This is a genomic window from Planosporangium thailandense, from assembly GCF_011947195.1.
GTDB classification, from domain to species: domain Bacteria; phylum Actinomycetota; class Actinomycetes; order Mycobacteriales; family Micromonosporaceae; genus Planosporangium; species Planosporangium thailandense.
Genome location: NZ_JAATVY010000014.1, coordinates 124,346 through 148,752 on the forward strand (window position 1 = coordinate 124,346; position 24,407 = coordinate 148,752).

The 24,407-nt window shown below is 68.4% G+C and carries 27 protein-coding genes; 9 read left to right on the forward strand and 18 right to left on the reverse strand.

Features of this window, described 5'->3' with window-relative positions:
• The first annotated feature begins 226 nt into the window (after nt 1–226).
• Entirely contained in the window at nt 227–1,078 is an 852-nt protein-coding gene (locus HC031_RS33240) for a cytochrome P450 family protein (protein ID WP_338090744.1), read from the forward strand.
• A 395-nt stretch (nt 1,079–1,473) separates the two neighbouring features.
• On the opposite strand, the gene HC031_RS19690 is transcribed toward HC031_RS33240, so the two are convergent.
• The 11 genes from HC031_RS19690 to HC031_RS19740 all read right to left on the reverse strand — a co-directional run bounded on the left by HC031_RS19690 (nt 1,474) and on the right by HC031_RS19740 (nt 8,607).
• Nucleotides 1,474–1,764, reverse strand: a complete 291-nt coding sequence (locus tag HC031_RS19690; protein ID WP_167926823.1) for a WXG100 family type VII secretion target — start codon at nt 1,762–1,764, stop codon at nt 1,474–1,476.
• A 20-nt stretch (nt 1,765–1,784) separates the two neighbouring features.
• Nucleotides 1,785–2,081, reverse strand: coding sequence for a WXG100 family type VII secretion target (locus tag HC031_RS19695; protein ID WP_338090745.1), 297 nt, complete (start codon nt 2,079–2,081; stop codon nt 1,785–1,787).
• Nucleotides 2,082–2,118: 37 nt separating this feature from the next.
• Nucleotides 2,119–2,781 carry a hypothetical protein gene (locus HC031_RS19700; protein WP_167926825.1) on the reverse strand — a complete coding sequence of 221 codons (663 nt, stop codon included), beginning with the start codon at nt 2,779–2,781 and terminating at the stop codon, nt 2,119–2,121.
• Nucleotides 2,765–4,018, reverse strand: coding sequence for a hypothetical protein (locus tag HC031_RS19705; RefSeq protein ID WP_167926826.1), 1,254 nt, complete (start codon nt 4,016–4,018; stop codon nt 2,765–2,767). The genes HC031_RS19700 and HC031_RS19705 overlap by 17 nt, the downstream gene beginning before the upstream one ends.
• Nucleotides 4,019–4,031: 13 nt before the next feature.
• The gene (locus HC031_RS19710) at nt 4,032–4,757 is read right to left on the reverse strand and encodes a hypothetical protein (protein WP_167926827.1); all 726 of its coding nucleotides are present in this window, start codon (nt 4,755–4,757) and stop codon (nt 4,032–4,034) included.
• 18 nt (nt 4,758–4,775) lie between these two features.
• Nucleotides 4,776–5,129 carry a hypothetical protein gene (locus HC031_RS19715; protein ID WP_167926828.1) on the reverse strand — a complete coding sequence of 118 codons (354 nt, stop codon included), beginning with the start codon at nt 5,127–5,129 and terminating at the stop codon, nt 4,776–4,778.
• 363 nt (nt 5,130–5,492) lie between these two features.
• On the reverse strand, nt 5,493–5,990 hold the full coding sequence (locus HC031_RS19720) for an SRPBCC family protein (protein ID WP_167926829.1): 498 nt from the start codon (nt 5,988–5,990) through the stop codon (nt 5,493–5,495).
• Complete coding sequence (locus tag HC031_RS19725; protein WP_167926830.1) at nt 5,987–6,658, reverse strand: hemerythrin domain-containing protein; 672 nt, start codon at nt 6,656–6,658, stop codon at nt 5,987–5,989. The genes HC031_RS19720 and HC031_RS19725 overlap by 4 nt, the downstream gene beginning before the upstream one ends.
• Nucleotides 6,655–7,332 (reverse strand): TetR/AcrR family transcriptional regulator, encoded by a 678-nt coding sequence (locus tag HC031_RS19730; RefSeq protein WP_167926831.1) that lies wholly within the window; start codon nt 7,330–7,332, stop codon nt 6,655–6,657. The genes HC031_RS19725 and HC031_RS19730 overlap by 4 nt, the downstream gene beginning before the upstream one ends.
• A gap of 317 nt (nt 7,333–7,649) precedes the next feature.
• Complete coding sequence (locus HC031_RS34820; protein ID WP_167926869.1) at nt 7,650–8,168, reverse strand: tyrosine-type recombinase/integrase; 519 nt, start codon at nt 8,166–8,168, stop codon at nt 7,650–7,652.
• Nucleotides 8,169–8,379: 211 nt separating this feature from the next.
• The gene (locus HC031_RS19740; protein ID WP_167926832.1) at nt 8,380–8,607 is read right to left on the reverse strand and encodes a hypothetical protein; all 228 of its coding nucleotides are present in this window, start codon (nt 8,605–8,607) and stop codon (nt 8,380–8,382) included.
• 10 nt (nt 8,608–8,617) lie between these two features.
• Between HC031_RS19740 and HC031_RS19745 the strand changes: the two genes are divergently transcribed.
• The 4 genes from HC031_RS19745 (at nt 8,618) to HC031_RS19760 (ending at nt 10,852) form a co-directional block, all read left to right on the forward strand.
• Nucleotides 8,618–9,034: a DUF2207 domain-containing protein gene (locus HC031_RS19745; protein WP_167926833.1), complete on the forward strand. Its 417-nt coding sequence runs from the start codon at nt 8,618–8,620 to the stop codon at nt 9,032–9,034.
• A gap of 45 nt (nt 9,035–9,079) precedes the next feature.
• Nucleotides 9,080–9,466, forward strand: a complete 387-nt coding sequence (locus tag HC031_RS19750; protein ID WP_167926834.1) for a hypothetical protein — start codon at nt 9,080–9,082, stop codon at nt 9,464–9,466.
• 231 nt (nt 9,467–9,697) lie between these two features.
• Nucleotides 9,698–10,054 (forward strand): hypothetical protein, encoded by a 357-nt coding sequence (locus tag HC031_RS19755; protein WP_167926835.1) that lies wholly within the window; start codon nt 9,698–9,700, stop codon nt 10,052–10,054.
• A gap of 246 nt (nt 10,055–10,300) precedes the next feature.
• The gene (locus HC031_RS19760; protein ID WP_167926836.1) at nt 10,301–10,852 is read left to right on the forward strand and encodes a HEAT repeat domain-containing protein; all 552 of its coding nucleotides are present in this window, start codon (nt 10,301–10,303) and stop codon (nt 10,850–10,852) included.
• A 608-nt stretch (nt 10,853–11,460) separates the two neighbouring features.
• Here the strand turns inward: HC031_RS19760 and HC031_RS19765 are convergent.
• The 3 genes from HC031_RS19765 to HC031_RS19775 are packed head-to-tail and all read right to left on the reverse strand — an operon-like array spanning nt 11,461 to nt 15,620.
• Nucleotides 11,461–12,867 (reverse strand): aminobutyraldehyde dehydrogenase, encoded by a 1,407-nt coding sequence (locus tag HC031_RS19765; RefSeq protein WP_167926837.1) that lies wholly within the window; start codon nt 12,865–12,867, stop codon nt 11,461–11,463.
• Nucleotides 12,868–12,876: 9 nt separating this feature from the next.
• Nucleotides 12,877–14,325, reverse strand: coding sequence for an NAD(P)/FAD-dependent oxidoreductase (locus HC031_RS19770; protein ID WP_205862966.1), 1,449 nt, complete (start codon nt 14,323–14,325; stop codon nt 12,877–12,879).
• Nucleotides 14,322–15,620, reverse strand: a complete 1,299-nt coding sequence (locus tag HC031_RS19775; RefSeq protein ID WP_167926838.1) for a glycosyltransferase — start codon at nt 15,618–15,620, stop codon at nt 14,322–14,324. Before HC031_RS19775 ends, HC031_RS19770 begins: the two co-directional genes overlap by 4 nt.
• A gap of 117 nt (nt 15,621–15,737) precedes the next feature.
• Between HC031_RS19775 and HC031_RS19780 the strand changes: the two genes are divergently transcribed.
• A complete protein-coding gene (locus tag HC031_RS19780) occupies nt 15,738–16,388 on the forward strand; it encodes a TetR/AcrR family transcriptional regulator (RefSeq protein WP_167926839.1) in 651 nt (216 codons plus the stop codon).
• 52 nt (nt 16,389–16,440) lie between these two features.
• Here the strand turns inward: HC031_RS19780 and HC031_RS19785 are convergent, their stop codons facing one another.
• Genes HC031_RS19785 through HC031_RS19800 form a run of 4 tightly spaced genes read right to left on the reverse strand, consistent with a single transcriptional unit; the run spans nt 16,441 to nt 20,247 of the window.
• Nucleotides 16,441–17,484: an ABC transporter ATP-binding protein gene (locus tag HC031_RS19785; protein ID WP_167926840.1), complete on the reverse strand. Its 1,044-nt coding sequence runs from the start codon at nt 17,482–17,484 to the stop codon at nt 16,441–16,443.
• On the reverse strand, nt 17,481–18,251 hold the full coding sequence (locus tag HC031_RS19790) for an ABC transporter permease subunit (RefSeq protein WP_167926841.1): 771 nt from the start codon (nt 18,249–18,251) through the stop codon (nt 17,481–17,483). Before HC031_RS19790 ends, HC031_RS19785 begins: the two co-directional genes overlap by 4 nt.
• Nucleotides 18,244–19,134, reverse strand: a complete 891-nt coding sequence (locus tag HC031_RS19795) for an ABC transporter permease (protein WP_167926842.1) — start codon at nt 19,132–19,134, stop codon at nt 18,244–18,246. Before HC031_RS19795 ends, HC031_RS19790 begins: the two co-directional genes overlap by 8 nt.
• Nucleotides 19,135–20,247, reverse strand: coding sequence for an extracellular solute-binding protein (locus tag HC031_RS19800; RefSeq protein WP_205862967.1), 1,113 nt, complete (start codon nt 20,245–20,247; stop codon nt 19,135–19,137).
• 112 nt (nt 20,248–20,359) lie between these two features.
• Here HC031_RS19800 and HC031_RS33245 point away from each other — a divergent pair, with 112 nt between their 5' ends.
• From HC031_RS33245 to HC031_RS19815, 3 genes are all read left to right on the forward strand, one after another.
• Nucleotides 20,360–21,460: an aminoglycoside phosphotransferase gene (locus HC031_RS33245; protein WP_167926843.1), complete on the forward strand. Its 1,101-nt coding sequence runs from the start codon at nt 20,360–20,362 to the stop codon at nt 21,458–21,460.
• A 13-nt stretch (nt 21,461–21,473) separates the two neighbouring features.
• Complete coding sequence (locus tag HC031_RS19810; protein ID WP_167926844.1) at nt 21,474–22,430, forward strand: SIS domain-containing protein; 957 nt, start codon at nt 21,474–21,476, stop codon at nt 22,428–22,430.
• A gap of 226 nt (nt 22,431–22,656) precedes the next feature.
• On the forward strand, nt 22,657–24,162 hold the full coding sequence (locus HC031_RS19815; RefSeq protein WP_167926845.1) for a flavin monoamine oxidase family protein: 1,506 nt from the start codon (nt 22,657–22,659) through the stop codon (nt 24,160–24,162).
• Nucleotides 24,163–24,407: the final 245 nt, after the last annotated feature.

Below are 24,407 nucleotides of genomic sequence, written 5' to 3' on the forward strand. Positions count from 1 at the left end.
CTGGCTGGTCACCCGCTACGCCGACGTTCGTGCCGCCCTGGCCGACCCTCGACTGTCTTTGAGTAAGGCCAACGCCACCGGAGGATGGCGCGGCTTCTCCCTACCGCCCGCGCTCGACGCGAACCTGCTCAACATGGATCCTCCCGACCACACCCGCATCCGCAGGCTAGTAGGCCAGGCGTTCACCGCTCGCCGCATTGACCGACTACGACCCTGGGTCCAGCACGTGGCGGACAACCTGCTCGACACCGTCGCTCCGACCGGCCGCGCGGACCTGATCGCCGACCTCGCCGGACCACTGCCCGTGGCCGTCATCTGCGAACTAATCGGCGTGCCCGAGGCGAACCGCCCCGACTTCCGCTCCTGGACCGACGCCATGATCGCCCCACCTCCGGACGACCCGCGCGCCGCGGCCAAGGCCGTCGGCGCCATCCACACCTTCCTCGCCGACCTGGTCGCCGCCAGGCGCGCCGAACCCGGCCACGACCTGCTGTCGGCGATGATCGCAGCACGCGACGAGGACGACCGGCTATCGGAAGACGAACTGACCTCCCTGGCCTTCCTCATCCTCTTCGCCGGCTACGAGAACTCCGTCCACACCATCGGCAACGGCCTGCTAACCCTGCTGCGTCACCCCGACGCACTCGCCAACCTAAGGGCCGAACCACAACACGTCACGAGCGCCGTCGAGGAAATACTCCGCTTCGAGCCACCATCACCCGTGGCGATCCGACGGTTCCCCACCGAGGACATCACCATCGGCGGCGTGACGGTACCCAAAGGCGAAACAGTGCTCCTCGCGGTAGCGGCGGCCAACCGCGACCCGGACCGATTCACCGAACCAGAGGACTTTGACCCACAGCGCGCGGACAACCCCCACCTGACCCTCGGCCACGGCATCCACTACTGCCTCGGCGCCCCTCTCGCGCGCATGGAAATCGAGATCGCCATCGGCACCGTTGTCCGGCGATTCCCGGCCATCAAGCTGGCGGTGTCCGCCGACGAACTTCAATGGCGCCCGTCCTTCCGAAGCCGGGCACTCCAGGCACTCCCGGTGCTGCTGGATGCGCGGAGCTGAGGTAGATGGGGTCGCCCGGCGTGAGCCTGTATCCAGGACGGCAACCAGCAACCCGATCGGCGATGCGGTGCCCGGCCCCGTCGGTCGCCAGCATGGGGGAGCGTGAACGGCTCGTGGCGGCGGTGACCAGGTCGGCCGACGCGAGCGGTCCGGAAAAGCAGCCGACCGCTCAGGGGAATCCCGACTTTGGTTTGTGGGGGTCCGCCGTGTCAGACCCGCTGTTCCGTCTACGGCAGACCGTACGGCCGTTTGGACCAGCGCCGCCGTCAGCGGCCGAAGCTGACATACACCTGTTGGCGGTGAGTTCATCTCGGCAGCTCCTCACACAGGTGAGCCGCTATGGCGGAGGGCGGCCCGGTGAGGCTCACCCGGCCGCCCTCTGTCCTGCGGAAGTTTCAGCCCGCGAAGAGACTCGTGTTGGTCTTCTCGGTCTGGATGTACTCCTGCGTGGACTCCTCGAGGGCCTTCTTGATGTTCTGCAGGATGTTCGTCAGGTCCTGCGCCGCGCGCGTCCACTGCTGCTGACGCTGCTGGTAGGCGTCCTGAGCGGCGCCGTTCCACGTCGCGACCAGCGGCTTCGCGGCCGAGCCGAGGTCGTCGAGCTGGGTGTGCAGCGCGCTGATCGCGGAATCGATGTGCCCGGCGGCCGCCTGCAGCTGGCCGAATTGAACCAGGAGCTCTGCCATGGTGGAAACCCTCCCCTTGCCTACAGCGGCAGCTTGACGGTGGCGCCGCCCTGGAACGCGTTCAGGCGGTTGGCGGACTCGGCATCCGACGACGAGTAGAAGGTCCCCGCCTTCTCGATGGCCTGGGCCGTCTCGTCGAGCGCGCGGTGCAGCGTCGACATGTCCTGGCCCCACTGCAGCCGGGCGTTGTCGAACGCCTGGGCGCCCCGGCCCTTCCAGCCCGCACGCAGGCTCTCCAGCTCGTTCATCAGCCGCGTGAGCATGTTGGCAAGCTCGCTGTTGGTCGATCGGAACTTGTTCGCGGTCTGGGCCATCACCGCAGCGTCTGACTGCGAAACGCCGACAGAATTGGAGCTAGCCCAGCAGAGCGGAGAGCGGGTCGCGCCCCACCGGCGGTCTGAAGCGGACGCCAGCGGCCATAGTGACGGTCATGGTGCGGTATTGCGGCCCGTGTTCGGCAAACGGCGTCGACACCTCGATTGTGGCCAGCTTGTCTCCATCCGGCGACGGCACGAACGCTTCCAGCTGCCATACCGGCGACTCGGTGCCCTCGGTCAGGACGTGCTGTTGCGGGACGGCTGGCGTCGGCAGCATCAGGGTGCGTTCGAAGAACAGTGCCGGGCCGTTCGGCAAGTCGACCAGGTCGGGCTGGCCGCCTTCGCCCGCGTCCACCTTGCCCTGGAGCAGGTCCTTGAGCACCAGGCGCGGGTTGCGCTGTCCCGGGAACTCCAGCAACGTCACGACCAGCGACGAGGTGATGAGCTGACCGTTGATCGCCGACAAATGCCGCCCGATGCCGCAGTAAACAGCGCGGCGTTCGGCCAGCGTCTCCAGGAAAGCGTTCAGTGAACCGAGCACGTCGTCGCTGGCCTGGCGCTGTTGCGGGGTGCCCAGCTCCGCGACGAGCTGTCCGGTGGCGGCGATGGTATCCGAGATGTTCTCCAGCGGCAGGGCCGCGTAGCCGTCCGGGATGGACAGCCATACGCTGGCGGGTTCCGGCTCAGTTGTGGTTTCCACCGGTCGCCTCGCTCCAGACGGTGGTGACCGTCGCCTTGCCCGTACTGTAGGTCTTGTGGAGGAAGTTGAGCATGTCCGCGCGCGCCTCTGCGATCTCGGCCGTGCGCGGCGTGAGTAGCTTTGTCTCCACCAGAGCACGCTGAACACCTGGGACATGCTTGTCGACCGTCTTCATGAGGATGCCCGGGTCATGCGCGGCATTGCTGGCAATGTCGACGATCTTCGGGAATCCACGGGCGCCTTCGGCGAGGACGTCACCGGCCTTGATGGCCTTCCCCGCCGCGCCGACGCCAGGCACCATGCCGATCACGTCGCCGCCGAGCTGCATCGCCGCACCCCAGTTGCCGGCAAAGTGACCGTGCAACATCTCGCCGAGATCCTTGCGGATTTTGGGGTCGGCGATTGTCGTGGCCAGTGCGCCGGCTCCGGCGACCAGTGCAACGCCAAACGCCACCGCGTCGATCGGCGGTGGCGTACACAGCGCGACCAGGCCGGCGATGGCCGAGACGGTACTGAGCACGGCGTGAATGTCGGAGAGGTGGTTCTTGACCCAGTCACCCACTCCTGACACCGCATGCGAGAGACTGTTGCCGATCCGGCTGAGCAGTCCCGGCTGGTGCGGGGTGAACTCGGCGGCATCCCGCAGCTCACCGGCCGCCTTACTGGATCTCTGGTCCCACTCGGCGTGCAGTTCACGGGCCTGTTTGCGGATGTGGTCGAGCGCCTCCTGGGCGGCGTCCAGGTCGCTGTTGGCATTGCGCAGCGCCAGCGCGGCGTTGTCCAGCCGCTGCTGGGCGCTGTGCAGCGCGGCGTCGGTGGCGAAGTGCTGTCCGGCCAGGTTCAGGTCGGGACTGCTCGCCGCCTTCCGCTGCCGGGCCTGGGCCGCGGTTACCTTCTGCTGCGCCTGCGCGGCCTGCTGCTCCAGCGCATCCGCCCGCTGCTTGTAGCCGGATAGGCTGGAACCCCAGCCTTGCAGTGTCTCGACGGCCTTGTTCAGCGATTGGTTGGCCCGGCCCAGGTCGTCGATGAGCGTGGCGTTCAAATGTGACCGGAACGCCTCGCCGGCTGCCCCCTGCCAGACCCCGGAGTTGTCGTTGCGCAGGCGGTTCATCAGATCATTGGCCTGCCGCATGGACGCCGCGGCGCTTGCGATCCGCTGCTGCAACGTCGACACGCTCTCCAGCGAGCCCGGGCAAGGGTCGAAACCCAGGTTCGGGTACGCCGTGGTGGAACCCATCTGCTGTCCTCTCCTACCGGGGCCGGCCGAACCGCGCCGGGCCGCCCGGCCGGTAGGTCCGCGCTTCATACGCCCAGGGCGCCTTGCGCTGGGGCTTGTCCGGCTCGTCTACGAACCACGCGCGGTACTTGTCGAGCAGGTCGAGATCGATGGACTGGTATGGCGGTGGCAGCCGGTCGGCGCTGCCAGACCGCAGCGCCGCGATGCCCTCGCGCAGCGTCCCGCTGTTCAGCCACGGGCACCACGACAGCCTGATGGTGTCCGCGCCTCCGCCGACCGGCCGGTACACCCCGATCGAGGCCGGGTTACCGGCGAACTCGAGGGTCCCGCCCGGCATGGCGAGCACATCCGGCTGCATGTACGGCTGGCCACCCCACGTGAACTTCCGCAAGGCCGCCTGTGCGTAGAACTCGCCCAGCCGGACCCCGGTGTACGGGTCCAGCACCTGGAACGACTCCGTGTTGCGCTCCCAGTGGTACGACTCCCACAGCTCAAACGTGAGCAGCGCCTTCCAGGCCGTGACCTCGGACTGCCACCGGCCATAGCGGTAGTTGAGGCGCTGCCACGGGTACGCGGCCAACAACGACCAGGCGTCGAGGGCGTATTCGAGCGCTGCCTTGTCCTTCGGACCGCCCATCGCCGCCGCGCTCTCAAGCGCGGGCAGCCGCTCCGCCAGCGCCACGTGCAGGTTCGGATCGGCCAGCGCGGCATCCGGCCGGATCGGGTCCGTCGGTGTCATCGAAACCTCCGAGATCTGCTACCCGCGGCCCGCGCCGGTGCCGTTGAGCTGGTTCGCGGCCTGGTCCATCGCATCCAACGGCTGCTGCAATGTGGACACCGCGTCGGCGACAGCGCCGTCCGCCCCGGAGTATGCCTGCTGTACGTTCTTGACCGCGTCGGTGGTCTCGGTGACCGCTTCGCCGAGCTGCTTCGCGCCGTAATCCCAGCTCTTCTGGAACTCCTCCGCTGCGGCGTTGAGCTTGTCGTTGCCCAGCTGGTTGTCGTTGCCGGACAGTAGCCTGGGCAGGTCGGCGAGCTGCTGATGCGCGTCCTGCAAGGTGGTTATGTACTGGCTCAGCGTGTCCAGCTCCACCCGGAAGAAATCGACCATACCGGCTCCGCCCAACTCATGCCTTCCGCAACGGCGCACGGTAGCAGAGCGCCGCCATCCACGGTGTCCCACCGATCTTGAGCGTCAGCTGAGCCTTATCCATTGGGTCGAAACGGCAGAGAGCAAGCGAGATGACCGCTTCCGTGTCAAATATCGGCAGACCGGTCGTTGGCGGCCACACCCGTAAGCGCCGAGATAGCCACCAGCGCACCGATCAGCGGTAGGATCCGCCGCACGTTTCCTCCCCGGTCCCGGACCTGACGGGCAGAGGTTAGCCGCCCACGAGACAGCCCGCTGTACGCCGCCCGGCCACCCTGGACGTGTCCTAACGGAGTTTTCTCACCGCATAACCCTCTTCTGACGTCAGTGATGACTGTGGTGTTCGAGGAGCGCCTTCAGCGTCTGCAGGGATTGCAGCATCTGCGGGCGCATATCTCGGTGTTGTGGCTGAAGGATTCCGTAGAGGGCGCGCAACGGCTGCAGCGGCATCATGGTGATCTCGTATGAGTGCGTGAGCTGGGTGCCGGTGCCGCCCGGCTGGAGCTGGTATGCCCAGATCGTTGAATCGCGTCGGGTGGGATCGCGTTGCGGCAGCGTGCGGAAGGCGAACGATCGCCCGGGAACAGCATCGATGACTTCGCAGGTGCGGGACCATCTGGCGGCGGGTCCGGACCGGTTGTGTCCGCGGAAGCGGGCGCCGACCGTGCCCGGAGTGGCGGCGTCGAGCCACTCGGCGGAGTGGCACTCAGGGCTGCGCTCGCCGATGCGGGTGACGTCGCTGATGTGCGCGTAGACCTCGTCGGGCGTCGCCTCGATGTGGATGCTGACCGACCCGCCGGTGCGCCAGGGCCGGGCGGTCACGGCGTCGGCGTGCCGTGGACACGGCGGGCGTAGCGGCCGTAGGCCCGGCGGGCGAGGGTAGGCAGGACGAAGCGGAGCAGGCGCGGGGCGTGGGCGAGCATCTCCGCGATGACCTGCGGGTCACCTTCGTACATGAGCATGCCGAAGACCAACGCACGCTGGTTTTTGGGTACGCCGGCCATGCCTTCCTCGCCGAGTTGTCCCCATTCCGCCGGTGTCAGTGAGCGTGCGGCCAGCGGGAGGATGTGCTCCTCCTCAGCGGCAAGATGCTCGGTTAGGCGGGCGTTGAGGCGATCGAGGGAATCGGCGAGTTGATCGCGGTCCGCCGTGGTGGCGTGCTCGCGCCAGCGCGCCATCGCGGCGTTGACCTGCTCCATGGCGTCGTGGATGCCGTGGTGCTGCTGTTCCATCAGTTCCACCGTCGGGGCGACCTCGGCGGGGACCCGCTCCAGGAGCTTCGGCCACAGTAGTCGGTCCTCTCCGCTGTGGTGGTGGTGCAGCATGCCATTGAGGAACTCGAGGTGTTCACTGACGTCACAGGCCCGGGTCGTGTCGCGTGGGGCCACGGTGCGCACGAGCGCGGGTGCCAGGCGGTACTCGCGGCGTAAGGCCGTATGGATGACGAGCATGTCGCGGGTGTCGACCTGCTCCGGCGTCGTTGCGGTCATCTGCTGCTCCTGTCGGTGGTGGATGGCAGGATCGCGGCGACCGCGCCGACAATCCAGTTCAGAAGGCGGTCCGGGGTCCAGGTGAGCTGGTGCAGCATCACGTGGGCCAGTCGCGGGTTGACGGTGGCCCAGAGCGCGTCGGTGGCGGTCTCGACCCCCCAGCCCTGCCCTAGCGGACCGGCCGTTGCGAGGGCCTCGACCAGGCGGCGGTAGTCCTGGCGGCGGCGTTGCTCGGCCTGTTCCCACAGCGCAGCGATCTTGGCGTCGGCGGCTGCGGCGTGCTCGAAAGCCACCAGCAGGCCGCCCGCGCGCTCCGCGATTTCGATCAGGAGCCGGACGAACGCCTCGACGATCTCCGTTTGGGAGCCGGCGGTCAGGGCGTTGACGAAGGGCGTCCGCTCGATCAACGGCAGGTCGTCGTCGTCGCCAGTCAGGGTCCGGTCCACGCACGTTAGTAGCAGTGCCGTTTTGCTCCCCTGGGCGTACACCGTCTCCACCGCAACGCCGGCCTCGGTGGCGATGGCCTGCATGGTGGTGCGCACGAAGCCCTCGATTGCGAACAGGCGGGTCGCGGCGTCGAGCACTGCCGCCCGGGTTGCCCGCGCCTGCGCTTGTCGTAGCGCTGAGTGGTAACGCTGACGGCCGGTGGGGATGACCTGAACGCGCCCACTCATCCAGTGGCCCCTTGATTGATCACAGTGGGACTGTAGCGAATTTGATGATCGCGGTATGTATCTGCACGTCGTCGGTTCGGGTCAATCGAGCGTCCTATTCGGATGACCTTGGGCATCCGTCGATTTGGTAGCGTTGCGCGCCGGCCAGGGACCAATTGGGGACCACGCGTTGTGCGCGATGCCGCACGATCGGCATCCCAACGTCCTGGGGGTCAAGGAATCCTCGGTTCAAATCCGGCCATCTCGACGCTGCTCAGAGGGGCATATCTGATCGTCGGATGTGCCCTCTCGTCGTAGCAGGGTGACAAACGGGGTGACTAAGCACCTGGCTCCGGCTCGACGCCCAAGATCTCATCCATGGCGATCGCGCGGCTCAGGAGCACCGGCCGTAGATGGTGCCGGTAGGCGCTCTCGGTGACGGTCATGCCCGAGTGGCCACGGAGGTCGGTGATGTCCTCGCTGCGCATGCCCTTGTCGGAGAGCAGGGACACGAAGCTGTGGCGCAGTTCGCGCGGGGTCCACTCGTTGGGGTCGAGTCCGGCTCTCCGGACGATCGGGCGGAAGGCGCGCAGAACGTTGTGCCGGTCGAGGGCGGTGCCGGCGGTGGTGGCGAAGACGAGCCGAAAGGTGAGGTTGGCGCCCTGGCGGTCGCGGTGGCGGTGGAGCTCACCTGGAAGAGCCGCAGATCGCGTATCCCGGCGTCGAGGGCAGCCGGGCGCAGGTGTCGGGGAACGTCGCCCCCTGCTTCCGTCCGGCCGATCGCCTGTTGAGCGATCAGTGAAACCCGCCGTGTATCCGCGGCGTATTGCGGGGCGGCGTGGCGTTCCGGTAGAAATTTTGGATGAGTGTGCCCCACTGCCCTAGTCCCGACCAGCACTTTGTTACCGAGGTCAATAAGGGATCCATTCGGATGCAGACATGGCAGCGGCACCTCAATGACATGTATGTCCGTGGTTGGCGTCTGGCCCACGTCTTCGAGCAGGACGGCAACACCGTTCAGGTCTTCGAGCACCACTGGCACCCCAACGGCTATCGAGCGAATTAGTGTCACAGGGTCACGTGGTCCGGGCTCGAGCCTTCCAGCAACCGAGTGGAGGCATCGGCTCCCATACCACCGACGCCCTCGCCGACGGTGTCCTCCACGATCTTGGCGTGCTCAGCGCCATCGGCGACCGTCGCCTGGTCGAGGTCGCCCTCGACCAGGGCCGCGCCCTGCTGGACCGCCTGCCCTAGCTCGCACCAGTGCCGTCCAAGCAGGTGGCATGCCTTCCGCACACTGAGGATCATGTCCGTCGACTTCGCCGACCTGGCAACGATCATTGCCTGCGCGATGCTGATCTGGTGGTACGCCGCCACGGCCGGCATCACGCAGACGGGCATCGAGTCGTCGAGCGCCGAGCTGGCCTACCTACGCAGCGGTGCCGTACTCGCATTGTTGTCCAGCTTGGCGTGGTTGCGGGCGGCAGGCGCCGCATCCAACGCCTGGGACAGGCAAATCGTGGCGACCGGGCCGGCACCAGCAGGTGCGGACCCTCTGACCCAAGCTGTTCATTCAAGCAGTTGCGGCTCGGGCCGGCCCGCTCCGGGGCGGCGCGGCGAGCCAACATGGTCGGGTCCGCACCCGCACTCCGGTCATACGGCCGCCACGTCGTTCCTCCTGACGGCGACGTCGACTCGGATAGATCTTGTTATCGGGTGCTGACGTACCTACAGTCAGCGCACCGGCCCCTTCTAGCAGCGAGGACACATGGTGATCAACCTTGCGGGCCCCGGCGAGAACGCGATCGCCAATGGCAAGAGCGTGATCGCCGACAGCCTGAGCCTCCGTGTCATGGGAACGGCCATCGTCTGCCTCGCTCTGGTCATCGTGCTATTGGGTGCGTTCATCGCCATATCGGGCCGGCCCGTGGCCGTCGGCTACCGACGCGTTAATCACCATCGGGGAGGCAAGGTTCGGCTGCTCGGACTCGCGCAGATCCTCTTGGGCGCGGGGATGCTCATGCTGGGATTGCAAGGGTTCCTGATGTTGAGCTGGCTGTTCCGTACCGTCGTCCTGGGGCTTACGGCGGTCATCATCACCACCGGTGCTGCCTTGCAGGTGTCACTAACCATCGCTCTTGCTCGGAAGCCGTAACCAAACTGCACGCGGCCCCTCATCCCGTGCCCGACGTAGTGGTAAGCAGCGGTCAACACCAGCCATCCAATCGGGGCGCATCGTCACTTTCTGTAGATCCGCGCTCGGTGAAACGGTTGCACGCGTCGAGATCAACCTGATTCCCAAGCTCAACGTGCACACGCGGCGCTGAGCCTCGCTTGACTTCCGTGAAAGCATCGGGATGGCAGTCGAGAGGGGGTGCTTACGAGCATGACCGAGACCCCACCTGAGGTGGACGACGGCACTAACCACCGGCAGTCCCTGTGGTTGGCGTGGCGGCCACGCGTTCCACGCTGGCTCCCGGAGCAGGGCACTTCGATTTCCGACCCGACCGCCGGCCATACCCAGGTAGGCGACTACGAAGCGATAGCCTTCCTGGTCCACATTGTCGTAGGGCTCCAGTGGTTGATCGTCGTGCTGATCGCTCCAGCCGTCTTGCTCGTCCGTCTGCTGGGGCGCTCGCGCAACCAGGCTGGTTACCTGCCACCACGAGGCGAGGTACAGCAGCGACGTACAGCAAACGATCGCACGGCGCGAGACCACGAGGAACCGCAACAGTCCGTCTGACCTCCTACGGGGCCTCACGCGACCACGTTGCCCGTAGTTCGGAACGAGGAGGTCGGGCGCCTGGAGCCTGGTGGCAACTTCAGAGCGCCTACGGGTCGGTATATATGGCCCTCAGTCGAGCGCCGTTGCCCGGTTGGCAGGCGTAACGAACCGGACCGGGCCCAACTCCCGGCGGTCGCGAGACTGTGCCGCCGACTGGCATGATCGGCGCGGCGCATCGAGATCAGGCAGGGGAGCGGGGCGGGAATGCTGAGCAAGTCCCAGTACACGGCCGTGTGGGACTTCCTACTTGGGCGAAAGTCCAAGGCAGATATGGTGGCAGCCCTCGGTGTAGATCCACGGGCAGACAGGGAGTTCTTGCCCGAACTCCTGGCCGGCGCTATGCGCCGCCACGATGCAGACGGCGTCGAAGCCGGCCTCGGCTTGATGATCAGCTTTGACCAGCTCGGCCCCGAGCGCGTCCCGGTGCTGTGTGACCTGCTGATAGCCGACTGGCACCACAAGCACGAGGACGTCGCAAGGTATCTCCAAGAGTTGGCGGACCCGGCGGCCGTGCCTGCGCTGCGCCGCGCCGCCGAACTGGATCTGCCATACCTCGAGTACGACGAAAACCGCGCGTTGTCCCGCAAATGTATGTGGGCGCTCAGCGACATCCGCACCGACGCGGCCGTCGCCGCGCTGGAGTCACTGTCCCACTCAGACAACGTCGTCGTTCGGGACCTGGCGGCGTACCACCTGGCGAAGGTCCGCAACGGTGAACCACCGTCCCGGGTGAGCCAGCGGTTCCGCGAACGGTGAGGGATCAGACCCTTGCCTCCGACTGCGAGGGATTCCAGCCCTGGACCCGGGCGCTCTGGGATGCCGGCGTCCAGCCCTCGGCCTTCCGCCGCGTCCCCAAGGCGGCCGCAGCCCGGCAGGGCGAAACCTGCGCGACGGGGAGCCACCAGCCGGGGGAGCGGGGTCCATGATCCACGCTGGGGGGGAAATCCGGGAGGCGATCTTGCCGAAACCGCCGTCTCACGCCCGCGCAGACCAACGAGCACCAGCGCCCTGACCTGCGCATTTGTCCAAACACGTCGGTCGTCCGGAGACCTCGACCGAGCTAGGGGTCAAAGGGTCGGGTAGCCGGTTCGAATCCGGCCGTCCCGACGCAGCTCAGGGGGCATATCCCCCGATGAAATATGCCCCCTTCTCGTTGCTGGACGACTGACTGCGGTCCGGCCCGGTCCCTGACGGCGGTCACCCGACAGGCGGGCCGGACCGACTGCGCCGGCAGCGATCATGCTGCGGGCCGCGAATCTGACCTGTCGGGCCTTCGGGATAACGCAGGTCGGGCCGGCTGATGAAGGCCCTCGGCGATAACGGCGGTCACCATCACCGACGTGCGTCGAATCGACAGTTGTGCGTCAGGCCGGGCGGAAGGAGTCGCGGGCGGCGGGTGCCGCATGTTTGATCATGAGATGCCGGGTGACGGAGTACTCGGCGACCGCCTCCTGGCTCAGATCCTTGCCGAATCCGGAGCCCTTGACTCCGCCGTGCGGCGCCTCGGACGCGATCGGCAGGTGGTCGTTGACCCAGGTCACACCGGCATCGAGCCGATGACTGATCCGCAGCGCGCGGGCGACGTCGCGGCTCCACACCGACGACGCCAGGCCGTACGGGGTGTCGTTGGCCAACCGTACCGCCTCTTCTTCGTCATCGAAGGGAAGCACCACGACGGCGGGTCCGAAGACCTCCCCCTGCACGATCTCGCTGTCCTGCTTGGCGTCGAGGATCAGGGTGGGAGGGAAGAAGAAGCCGGGCCCGTCGGCGGGCGCGCCGCCGAGCGCGACGGTTGCGCCGTCGGTCACCGCCCGGGCCACGAAGCCGGCCACGCGGTCCCGGTGGTCGGCCGAGATCAGGGGGCCGATGTCGGTCTCGGCTGACCAGGGATCGCCGGTGCGGATCTTCGCCATAGCGGCTTCGAGCGCCCCGACCGCGTCCTGGTAGGCCGGTCGCTGGACGTAGACCCGGGTGGCGGCGGTGCAGTCCTGGCCGGTGTTGTACGTGGCGCCCATCGCGACGCCGGCGGCCATCTCGGACAGGTCCGCGTCGTCGAAGACGATGGCTGGGGCCTTCCCGCCGAGCTCGAGGTGTACGCGTTTGAGGCCCGCCACGGCGCCGCGCATCACCTCTCGCCCTGTGCGTGTCGACCCGGTGAGGCTGACCATGTCCACGCCCGGATCCTCGACCAGGGCGGCCCCCACGTCGGCGCCGCCGGTGACCACCTGGACGAGGCCGGTCGGTGCTCCGGCCTCCTCGATGAGGCGCGCCAGCGCCAGCGTCGTGCGGGGTGTCTGGGGCGCGGGTTTGATGACCACCGCATTGCCGGCGGCCAGGGCCGGACCGATCTTCCAGATTGCCATGATGAGCGGGAAGTTCCATGGCGCGATGGAGCCGACGACGCCGATGGGTCGGCGCACGAGCATTGATGTGTATCCGGCGGACAGGGTGCCCGCGCCGGTCCCGTCCAGGGATCGCGCCGCACCGGCGAAGAAGCGCAGGTTGTCCACGCCGAACGGCAACTCGCCGTCGCGCATGACCGGCGCCGGCTTGCCGGTCTCCTCGACCTCGAGGCGGGTCAGCTCCTCGGCGTCGCGTTCGACGAGGTCGGCCAGGCGCAGCAGGACCCGTGACCGTTCGGCCGGGGTGGCCTCGCGCCACTGTTCGAAGGCGGCCCGCGCCTTCGCCACCTTGTCGGAGACATCCCCGGCCGGCGTGTCGGGGATCTCGCCGATGGTGGCGCCGGTCGCGGGGTTGGTCAGTAGTGCCACGTGCGCTCCTCAGCTGTTGAAGCCGACGCCGAATCGATCAAGTAGCCGCAGCCACGGGCCGCGGCGCCCGCCCCGCGCGTCCGCCGTGGCGAGCGCGCGGCGGGTCAGCTCCACCACCGGGAACCGCAGTGGTTCCGGCGGGAAGGGCACCGGCCGTCGCCGTACCATCTGCAGCCGGGTCCGTTCGGTCTCGCGTCCGGCGAGCAGGTCCAGGGCCACCTGCGCACCGAACCGGGAGGCGGCCACGCCGAGACCGGTGTAGCCGACGGCGTACGCGATCCGGCGGTCCCGGGTGGTGCCGAACATCGGGGTGAACCGGGTGGTGGAGTCGATCACGCCACCCCAGCGGTGGGTGAACCGTACCCCGTCGAGCTGCGGGAAGGTCTCCGCGAAGTGCTGGGCGAGCAGGCGGTGGGTGGCGTCGCGCTGTTCGAGCGCCTCGTCCACCCGGTTGCCGAACCGGTAGATGGCGTCGTAGCCGCCGAACAGGATGCGGTTGTCGGCCGTGAGTCGGTAGTAGTGGAACTGGTTGCCGGCGTCGGTGAGACCCTGCGCATCCGGCCACCGCAGCTCCGCCCGCTGCGCGTCGGTCAGTGGCTCGGTGACGAGCACATAGTCGTAGACCGGAAGGATCCAGTGCCGCAGCCGCCGCAGCGGTGGGGGATAGGCGTTGGTCCCGATGACGACCCGGTGGCAGGAGATCCGCCCGTCGGGGGTACGCACCACGACACCGCCGCGGGACCGGTCGAAACCGGTGACCCGGGTGTCCTCGTGGATCGTCACCCCGAGCGATTCGGCGACCCTTGCCAGCCCCCAGGCCAGCCGGGCGGGGTCGACCAGGCCGCCGGTGCCCCGCAACCGTAGGCCGCCGAGGTAGGTCGGCGATGCCACGTCCGCGCGTACCTGGTCGCTGTCGAGCAGCGTGGCGTCGTCGCCGTACGACCGGTGCAGGTCGGCCAGGGCGGCGAGTTCGGCGATCTGGTGGGGGGCGACCGCGACGGTCGTCTTGCCGCACAGTCGCAGGCCCGCGTCGATGCCATGGTGCCGCGCGGTGTCGGCGATCGCGGCGAGGTTCTCGCGGCCGAGCCGGACGAGTGTCGCCATCTCGCCCGGCCAGCGCGCGATCCCGTGGGACAGGCCGTGGGTGAGTGAGTCGGAGATGAAGCCACCGTTGCGCCCGGACGCGCCGAAGGCGATCCGCCGGGCCTCCAGCAGGACCACGTCGGCGGCGGGATCGGCCTGCTTGGCCAGGATGGCCGTCCACAGCCCGGTGAATCCGCCGCCGATGACCACGAGGTCCGTGTCGCGTGCTCCGGTGAGCCGCGCCCGAGGCTGCGGCCCGTCGGGGCGGTCGGTCCAGAAGATGGTCGGCGCCGCGTCGGCGAGGGCCTGCCGCGCCTTCGCCTGCACCGCCGAGGACGGGCCGGTGCGGGGCGCGGGGGCGTTCCAGTTCGTCAACGACCGGCCTCGGCCGTGCCGGCCAGCCGCTCGATCGCGTCGGCCGCCTGCCGCAGACCGTCGGCATCCCGGATCGCCGATCCGTGCGCCGCCAGCCGGCTGCGCAGGTCGTCGTCGGCCAGCAGGCGCTCGATCGCACCGTGCATCTGCTCGTCGGTGAAGCGGTACGGGTCGAGGCGTACCCCGAAGCCGAGTTCGTCGACCCGCTGTGCGTTGTCGTACTGGTCCCAGAACAGCGGCAGCACGATCATCGGCTTTCCGAAGTGGAACGCCTCGGTGGTGGTGTTGTTGCCGCCGTGTGTGATGACCAGGTCGACCAGCGGGATGATCTTCGTCTGCGGCAGGAACTCCGCACCCCACATGTTGTCCGCCAGCTCGATCTCGGCGTGCAGCGGGCCCTTGGAGACGATGTAGCGGTGCGGTGTCTTGGCCAGCGAGTCGATGGCCCGGCGCATCAGCTCGACGTCGGCGGAGCCGAGCGATCCGAGGCTGAAGTAGATCAGCGCGCCGTCCCGGCCGGCGAGCTGCTCGGGCAGGGCGAACTCGCCGTCGGTTTCCCGTACCGATGATTCGAGCCGCTGCCACGTCGGGCCGAGCGGCCGCGCGTCGGTGTAGTCGGCGATTCCCGGGTAGACATACAGATTGAGGTCGCCCTCGTGGATGAACTCGAGGTCGGGCAGCCCCGGCGCGCCCTGCTCGCGCACCCAGCCGTCGAACTCCTCCCACATCGGACGGTGGACGCGGTCGTACTCGGCCCGGAACGCCGCCCACCCGGAGCGGTCGTCGGCGGGGTAGCCGGAGAAGACCGGCGCGATGTCCGGGCCCTTGATTTCAAGCGGGTTGCAGGAGACGATCCGGACGAAGGGCACCCCGGCGGTGTTGAGGGCAGGGAAGGCGACGACGTTGTCCTCGACGATGACGTCCGGCCGTACCCGATCGATGATCTCCAGCAGCCTGGGCTGGCAGTACTTGGCGCCGTTGATGAGCTCGACCCACACCGGTTTGACCCAGGTCTCGAGCTGCTCGATCGTCGGCTTGCGGAATTCGGGGGCGGTGTCGCGGATGAAGTCCTTCCAGAACTGGCCGGCGTCCTGTTCCTCGGCGTTCTCCGCCGGTGGGGCGAGGTCGACGAGGTCTTCTTCGAAGCCGAGCGCGGTGAGCTTCCCCCGCCACGACGCCTCGGCCGCGAACACCACCCGGTGCCCGCGTCGGCGCAGCACGTCGCCGATGCCGATGCAGTTGTTCGTGGGGCCGTACGCGCTCTCGGGCATGAACAGGACTGTCAGCTGGGACATCGCCTCTCCCGGTGTGGTTGTTGAATCGAAATTCAACAAGGCCACCGGTTCGGAGTCAATATGCAGGCACTATGGTGGTGGCGAAAGTGTTGACGTCCTACCCCGGATCGGTGCCGCATGACCTCTCGTAAGTCCCGTGCCGAACGCCGCCAGGACCTCATCGAGGCCGCTCGCCGGGCAATGGTCCAGCACGGGACCGATTCGGTACTGCTGAACCAGGTGGCCGAACAGGCCGGCCTCACCTCGGGCGCGGTCCTGTACCACTATCCGGATCTGCAGGATCTGCTGCTGGAAGCGCACCACGCGGGCATGGAGCGCTTCTACGAACTGCGCGTGAAGAAGATCGCCAACATCGCCGATCCGGTGCGGAAGCTGGTGGTGACCATCCGCTCCGGACTGCCCACGGACGCCGAGGACGCCGACGTACGCCTGCTCTGCGAGCTCGGCGGGGCAGCCGGTCGCAACCGGGTCTACGCCGCCCTGCTGACCACGCTCTACGACCGGCAGGTCTCGATGTACCAGACGATCCTCGAACTCGGCGTGGTCCAGGGCGCGTTCACGCTCGCCGCGGATTCGCAGACCATCGCGCGCAACCTGGTGGCGCTCGAGGATGCGTACGGCTACCGGATCGTGGCCCGCCACCCGACCCTGCACACCGCCGAGGCGATCGAGCTGATCCTGTCGTACGCGCGCCTGGTCACCGGAAATCCGCTGGACGTGCCGGCGGAGGCGGCCAAACCCCGGCGCGCCCGGCGGACCACGACCTAGGACCACGACCTAGACCCACGACGCAGGTCCACGGCGTAGGGCCACGACGGCGTCAGTCGTTCCCGAGCAGCATGGCGTCGGACGCCGACCAGTCCACCCGGGTCTTGTCGCCGAGCGCGACCGCGGTGGCGCCGGCGACCGTGGCCAGCAGCGGCCGGTCGAGTCCGGTGACGTCCACCGCCACGCGCGTGGTCCCGCCGAAGAAGGTCACGTCGCGTACCACGCCGGCCAACCCGCCCTCGGTGCCCAGCCGTACCCGCTCGGGGCGTACCGCGAGGGTTGCCGCCCGCCCCACGGCGGCTGCCGGTACCGGGCAGGGCAGCACGCCGACGCCGGGCACCTGCAGGCCGTCCGCGCCGACCATGCCGGTGACCAGGTTGTTGGCTCCGATGAAGTCCGCCACGAACAGGTCGGCGGGACGCTCGTACAGGGGCACCGGTGCATCGATCTGGCGCACCCGACCCTCACTGAGCACCGCGACCCGGTCGGCCAGCGACATCGCCTCCTCCTGGTCGTGGGTGACGACGACGAAGGTGATCCCCACCTCGTGCTGCAACCGCTTGAGCTCCAGCTGCATCTCGGCGCGCACCTTCTTGTCCAGGGCCGAGAGGGGCTCGTCGAGCAGCAGCAGCCGCGGCCGCTTCACGATCGCCCGAGCCAGCGCGACGCGCTGCCGCTGGCCACCGGAGAGTTGGTTCGGCCGGCGGCGGGCCAGCCCGGTGAGGCCGATGGTGGCGAGCACCGCGTCCACGCGTTCGCGGATCTCCGCCTTCGGCAGATGCTCGCGCTCCAGCCCATACGCGATGTTCTTCGCCACGTTCATGTGCGGGAAGAGGGCGTACGACTGGAACATGAGGTTCACCGGTCGCCGGTGCGGTGGGACGGCGAGCAGGTCGGCGTCGTCGAGGGTCACCGATCCGCTGTCGGGGTGCTCGAAGCCGGCGAGGATCCGCAACAGGGTCGTCTTGCCGCAGCCACTGGGGCCCAGCAGGGCGAAGAACTCGCCTTGGCGGATCTCGAGGCTCACCTGCTCCAGCGCGCGGATCTCGCCGAAGCGCCGGCTGACGGCCTCGATGCGGACCAGGGGCTCGGTCATATGGACTCCGTGAGGCGAGACAGGCGCTGGGCAATGAGCACGAACGTGAAGCTGACCGCCAACAGGAGGGTGGCCAGGGCATTGATCTCGGGTGTGACGCCGAAACGCACCATCGAATAGATCACGATGGGGAGGGTCGGGTTGTCCGGACCGGTGGTGAAGAACGCGATGACGAACTCGTCGATGGACAGCGAGAAGGCCAGCAGCGCACCGGCGATGATGCCCGGCGCGAGCGACGGCAGGGTGATCCGGGCGAAGGTCGAAAGCGGCGTGGCGCCGAGGTCACGGGAGGCTTCCTCCAGGGACCCGTCAACGTGTGCCAGGCGGGTGCGTACCACGGCCGCGACGAACGCCGTGCCGAATACGGCGTGCGCCAGGAGGATGGAGTGCCGGCCGAGCGTGAACTGCACGGCGGTGTAGAAGGCGAGCAGGCCGATGGCGAGCACGATGTCAGGGAGCACCGCGGGTGCCACCGCGATGGCGTCGAGCAGTTTCGACCGGGTGTAGCGGGCGAGGCCGACCGCGAGCAGGGTGCCGAGGACCGTCGACAGGGCGGTCGCGCCGGCCGCGACGATCAGCGTGTTGACCAGCCCCTCGCGTACCGCCCGGTCGGCGAACAGCTTGCCGTACCAGGCGGTGCCGAACCCGTCCAACCGGTACGGGGTGTCGGCGGCGTTGAAGGACATCACCACGAGGACCGCGATCGGCAGGTACAGGAACAGGTACGTCAGGCCCGCGGGGACGTACAGCCAGTTCGATCTACGCACGGTCCGTCCCGTCGGTGAGCCGGCGCGCCGCCCACGCCTGCGCCATGAGCAGCAGGACAAGCAGCGCGATGACGATGAGCGCGAGGGTGGAGCCGAACGGCCAGTCGCGCGCCTTGAGGAACTGGTCGCGGATGAGGTTGCCGACCATCACCGTCCGCCCGCCGCCGAGCAGCTCGGGGATGACGAAGTTGCCGAGGCTCGGCACGAACACGAACACGCAGCCGGTCAGCGCGCCGGGCAGGGTGAGCGGCAGGGTCACCGACCAGAAGGTGCGAGCCGGGCGGGCGCCCAGATTCGCCGAGGCCTCGCGCAGTTGCGGGTCGAGGCGTTCGATCGCGGAGTACAGCGGCAGCACCATGAGCGGCAGGTAGGCGTAGAGCAGTCCGCCGACGACGGCACCCTGGGTGTAGAGCAGCTCCAGCGGCCGTTGGATGATTCCGAGCCCGGTCAGGGCCCGATTGATGATGCCCTCGCTGTTGAGCAGGATGATCCACGCATAGGTGCGGATGAGGAAGTTGGTCCAGAACGGCAGGACCACGAGGACGAGCGCGACCGTGCGCCAGGCGCGGGGGAGCTGCGCGATGAGGTACGCGGTGGGGTAGCCGAGCAGCAGCGCCAGCAGTGTGGTGATACCGGCGATCTTCACCGAGGTCCAGATGACGCCGAGGTAGAGCCCGTCGGCGACCCGGGTGTAGTTGTCGGCCGATGCCTCGTACACGATCCCGCCGAATCGGCCACGGTGGAACAGGGTGTAGCCGAGGACGAGCGCGAGCGGCACGAGCATGAACACGGTCAGGTAGCCCAGCCCGGGTCCCAGGGTGGCCAGCCGCCCGACGAGGCGTTCCCGTCGGGCGGCGCGCGGGGGTGTGCGAGTGGCGCTCATCTACCCGGCCGACACCTCGGTCGCGATGCGGGTGTAGGTCGGCGCGGCGTCGCCGAGGTCGACCGGTACCTCGTTCTTCAGCAGATCGGCCGGGGCCATCTTCAACTGCGGGTGGGTCTCCAGCACCTTGGCGTCGACCTTGGCCATGGCGGCCGCGTTCGGCACCTTGTAGAGGATGTTGTCGGCGGCCCAGGAGTGGTTGTCGGCGTCGAGGATGTAGTTGATGAAGGCGTGGGCGGCCTCTTTGTTCTTCGACGTCTTCAAGATCACCATCGTGTCCACCCAGAGGTCGCTGCCCTCCTTGGGCACCACGAACTTGATCTTCGGGTCATCGGTCGGGCACCAGCCGTCCCACGCTTCGACCAGGGCCGCCTCGCCGGACTTGAGCCGGTCGCCGAACGTCGTGTCGTCGTAGGCCAGCAGGGTCTTCTTCGCCGCGAGCAGCTTCTGCTTCACCTGCTCCAGCTGCTTCGCGTCCGTGGTGTTCGCCGAGAAGCCGAGCGACTTCTCGGCCGGGAGCATGAGCCACCGCTCGGTGGCCATCATGGTCACCTTCTTGGCCAGCTGCGGCTTCGGCGTGAGCAGGTCTTCCCAGCTGTCGGGGGTGTAGCCGGTCAGGTCCGTGCGGTAGCACAGGCCGGTCGTGCCCCAGGTGTACGGCACGGAGAACTTGTTGCCCTTGTCGAAGGCCAGTTGCCCGGCTTCGGGGTAGAGGTTCTTGAGGTTGGGCACCAGATCGGCGTGGATCGGTTCGAGCAGGCCCTGCTCGTTGAGCGCCTGGGCGAACTGCCCGGAAACGAAGGCGACGTCGATGTGGCTGTCGCCGCCCGCCGTCAGCTTCGCCATGATCTCTTCGTTCGTGGCGTGCTTGGTGACGGTGACCGTCGGCCCCTTCGCCGCCTTGAACTTCTCGGGCAGATCCTCCGGCATGTAGCCGTCCCAGTTGGAAACGGTGAGTTTCTGCTTGCTCAGATCCGCGTTCGGGTCGAGGGTGTCCGGGCCGGCGGCGCGGCCGTCGGCGCCGCCACCGCCACATGCCGTCATGGCGAGAACGAGGCCCGCGGCGATGATTGCCGGGCCGGCGGCGCGTCGGCTACTGCTGAACAGCAACACTCCGTGCTCCTGTCGGGAGTCGGGACAGTGATCCGGAGTGTTGCAACGAGCGTCAACATACGCAAGACTCAAATAGCCACTTGCAGCCGATATTTTAGGTCGGACACTGAATTTGGATTCAACTAATGACCGGGTCCGGCCCGGTGCCTCCGCCGCGCTCGTCGAGGCTCTCGCCACCGGCGGCGCAGTGGCGGGCCTACGGGTGCGCCGCTTCGTGCCGCTCGCCTCGGGTCCGCTCGAGGAACGGATGATCACCGTCGACCAGACGAACACCTCGGTCGTGGTGGGCGAGCGCGTCGTGGTGAAGTGGATGCGCCCCGCGGCCGGCGGGCGGTCACCCGATCGGGCGCCCGACCTGTTGGCACATCTGGCGGCCGCCGGCTTCACCCGCACGCCGACGCCGTACGCGGCGGTCTACCACGACGGACCCGACGGCGGCCTCGCGGCCGTCGTGACCGGATTCCTGCCGGACGCCTCCGACGGATGGGACTGGTGTGTCGACGCGCTGCTCGGCCAGCTCGACGGGGGACCGCCGGACGATCATGCCGGCGACATCGGGGTGCTGGCCGCCGAGCTGCACTGCGCCCTGGCCACGCCGTCGGGGACCATCCCGGTGCCGGTCACCGAGGTCGTACACCCGACCTGGGCAGGCGACGGCCTGGCCGTCTTCGAACAGGCGCACCGGCTCGTGGCCGACGTCGACGACGAGGACGCGCGCTGGTTCACCGCCCGGGCGCACCGGCTCGCGGCCGATATCGGGCGGTCCCGGGAGGTGGATCGGGCGTACGTCATCCAACCGCACGGTGACCTGCACGTGGGACAGATCCTGCGGTGGCGAGGTGGGCTCGCGGTGACCGACTTCGATGGAAACCCGACCCTCGCGACGCCCGACGGCGGGCCCCTAACCGAGCCGGCTGCCCGCGATGTGGCCCAGTTGCGGACAAGCCTGCTGCACGTCGGGCAGATCGCCAACCGGCGGACCGGGTACCGGCACCGGACAGCCGTGGCCGACTGGTGTCAGCGCGCCGTCGACGACCTTCTCGTGGCGTATCGCCGCACCCTCGACGAGCGCGGCATGGCGCACCTGTTCGACGAGCGGCTGCTGCGGCCCTTCGAGGTCGAGCAGGAATGCCGCGAGCTGTGCTACGCAGCCCGTTTTCTGCCCCGCTGGCGGTACGCCCCGATGGGCGTACTGCGTTCCTGGTACGACTAGAGCAAGGAGCCTCGTGGACCCGCGCCTGTTCCTGGCCGATCTGGAAGCCAAACCCGCGTCGCTGCGACGCCTGGCCTCGACCCTCACCGGCGACGTGTGGCGCGGGTTGCGCGAGCCGGTCGAGCGGGTGCTGTTGCTCGGGATGGGCAGCTCGCGTTACGCGGCCGAGATGGCGGCGCTGCGGCTGCGCGCGGCGGGCGTCGACGCGGTGGCCGAATACGCCTCGGCCGCGAACTCCTATCCCGCCGGACCGCGGACCCTGGTGGTCGCCATCTCGGCGACCGGGAACAGCCAGGAGACCCTCGACGCCGCGACCCGGTACCAGGGGTCGGGGCGGCTCGTCGCCCTGACGAATTCACCGGATTCGCCGCTGGCGGACGTCGCCGACCTCGTGGTGCCGATGCACGCCGGGACCGAGGAGGGCGGGGTGGCGTGCCGGACCTTCCAGCACACGCTGCTGCTCCTGCTGGATCTGGTGGATCGGCTGACCGGAGCGCCGCGCGACGGCGCGGGCCTCGCGCGGCGCGCCGCCGATGCCACGGAGGATCTGCTCGCCCGTCGCGACGAGTGGCTGCCGCGGGCCAGTGACCTCCTGGACGGCCCGCACGGGCTGTACGCCCTCGCGCCGGTGGAGCGGCTCTCCTCCGCGTGGCAGTCGGCGTTGATGGTCCGCGAGGGGCCGCGCCGCCCCGCCGACGGATGCGAGACGGGCGACTGGTCGCACGTCGACGTGTACCTCACCAAGACGCTCGACTACCGCGCGCTGCTCTTCCCCGGGTCCCGGTACGACCCGCCGGCGCTGGACTGGTTGTCGGCGCGCGGGGCCACCGTGCTCGCGGTCGGTGCCGAGGTGGCCGGCGCCGCGGCGGTGATCCGCTATCCCGGCGACGACGACCCGGGCGTGCGCCTGTTGACCGAGACGCTGGTCGCCGAGCTCGTGGCCGCCCGGTGGTGGGCGGCCAGCATCTGAAACAGAGATCAGCTCGGATGTCAACCAATGTCACTGGAAAAGTGACATCCTTGACTGACTAACTGAACTCAGATTTAAATGCGAGCACGCCAGCTGAGGCGTTCGCGACCGGAGGTCAGTCATGGGTCCCAGAGGTCGAACACAACTCACCAGCCGTCTACGAGCCGTACTCGCCGCACACGCTGAATCCGAACGGACCGGGATCCCGGTCGACGAAGTCATCGACATGCACGCCGCGGGCGTGTCCCGCCGCACGCTTCTCGGCGGCGCCGCCGTCGTCGGCGCGGCGGCCGTCACCTCAGCCGCCAGCGTCGCCCGGCCGGCCGCCGCGGCCGCCGCGCCCACCCCGCCGCCGTCGGTGACGATCGTGGGGGCGGGGCTCGCCGGCATCCGCGCCGCGCACTGGCTCTACCAGGTCAAGGGAATCCGGGCATCGGTCTACGAAGGCAGCTCCCGGATCGGTGGCCGCTGCTACAGCCTGCGCGGCTTCTTCGACGACGGCGTCGTCGTCGAGCACGGCGGCGCGTTCATCAACACCGAGCACAACACGATCCGGAACCTCGCCAACAACCTCGGGCTCAGCCTGCGCGTGGCGAACGGCGGCAACCAGCCACCCGGCGGGGACAAGTACTGGATCGACGGCGCGGACTACCCGTACAGTGCCGCGAACGCCGACTGGGGCCAGGTGTACGCGGCTTTCAAGGCGGCTCAGCAGGCGGCCCCGTACCCGCAGACCTACAACAGCTACACCGCGGCGGGTCTGCAGCTGGACAACCAGACCGTCAATCAATGGCTGGACGCGAACATCCCCGGTGGACTGTCGAGCCGCTTCGCCAAGCTGATGCAGAGCAACGTCGTCGCCGAGTACGGTATGGACCCGGACCAGCAGTCCGCGCTGAACCTCATCTACCTGCTCGCCTGGAACGGGCAGAACTCGTTGGCCCCGCTCCCCGGGGACGACGAGAAGTACACGATCATCGGCGGCAACGACCAGCTGCTGACCGCCATGGTCGGCCAACTGCCGGCCGGCACCGTGACCCTGGACCGCAAGCTGGTGGCGGTCAAGGCCAACGCCAACGGCTCGGTGACGTGCACGTTCCAGGCCGGCAACAAGTACACCGACGTGACCTCCGACAAGGTGATCCTCGCCCTGCCGTTCACGATGCTGCGCGAGTGCGACCTGTCCAAGGCCGGGTTCTCGACGGTGAAGATGCGTTCCATCAACCAGTTCGACCTGGGCAGCAACGCGAAGATCCACGTTCAGTTCACCAGCCGGCCCTGGGTGGCCCAGGGCTACGGCGGCGTCGCCTACACCAACGTCTCCGGCTTCCAGTGCGCCTGGGACGACGCGGTCAACCAGCCGACCAGCACCGGCGTGATCTGCGAGTTCCCGGGCGGCAGTCAAACCAAGGCGTGGACCGGCGCGGCGTTCGGCGCGGCGCCGGCCGGGCAGGTGACGGCGTTCCTCAACCAGTTGGAGCCCATCTTCCCCGGTGTCACCGCCGCCTACAACGGCAAGGCCTACCGGGACGCCTGGCCGCTCAACCCCTGGACCAAGGGCGCCTACTCGTGCCCCAGACCGGGCCAGTACACCGGCTTCTTCGGCATCGAGGCCGCCCGCGAAGGCAACGTCCACTTCGCCGGGGAGCACACCTCAATCGACTACTTCGGTTTCCTCAACGGTGCGGTCGAATCCGGTGAGCGCGCCGCCAAGGAGGTCACCGGACCGTAGGACGAGCGTCTGCGCAACGCGGTGCTGCCTCGCCGCCGACTACCCCGGGGCGGCAGCACCGCCCGCGGACACGCTCGACGCTCCGACCGCCGCGCCGCCGGTCCGTCTCCTGGGCTTCGTTGCCGTCTGGACGTGCGTGCGCTGGGATCTAGAGTTGGAGGTGAGGTACCGGAATCCGCGCACTCGTCGGGCCATGGCGTCGCCTGGACGGGCACCGGGCCTCGCCTGAGCGGGTTCGGGTTCGA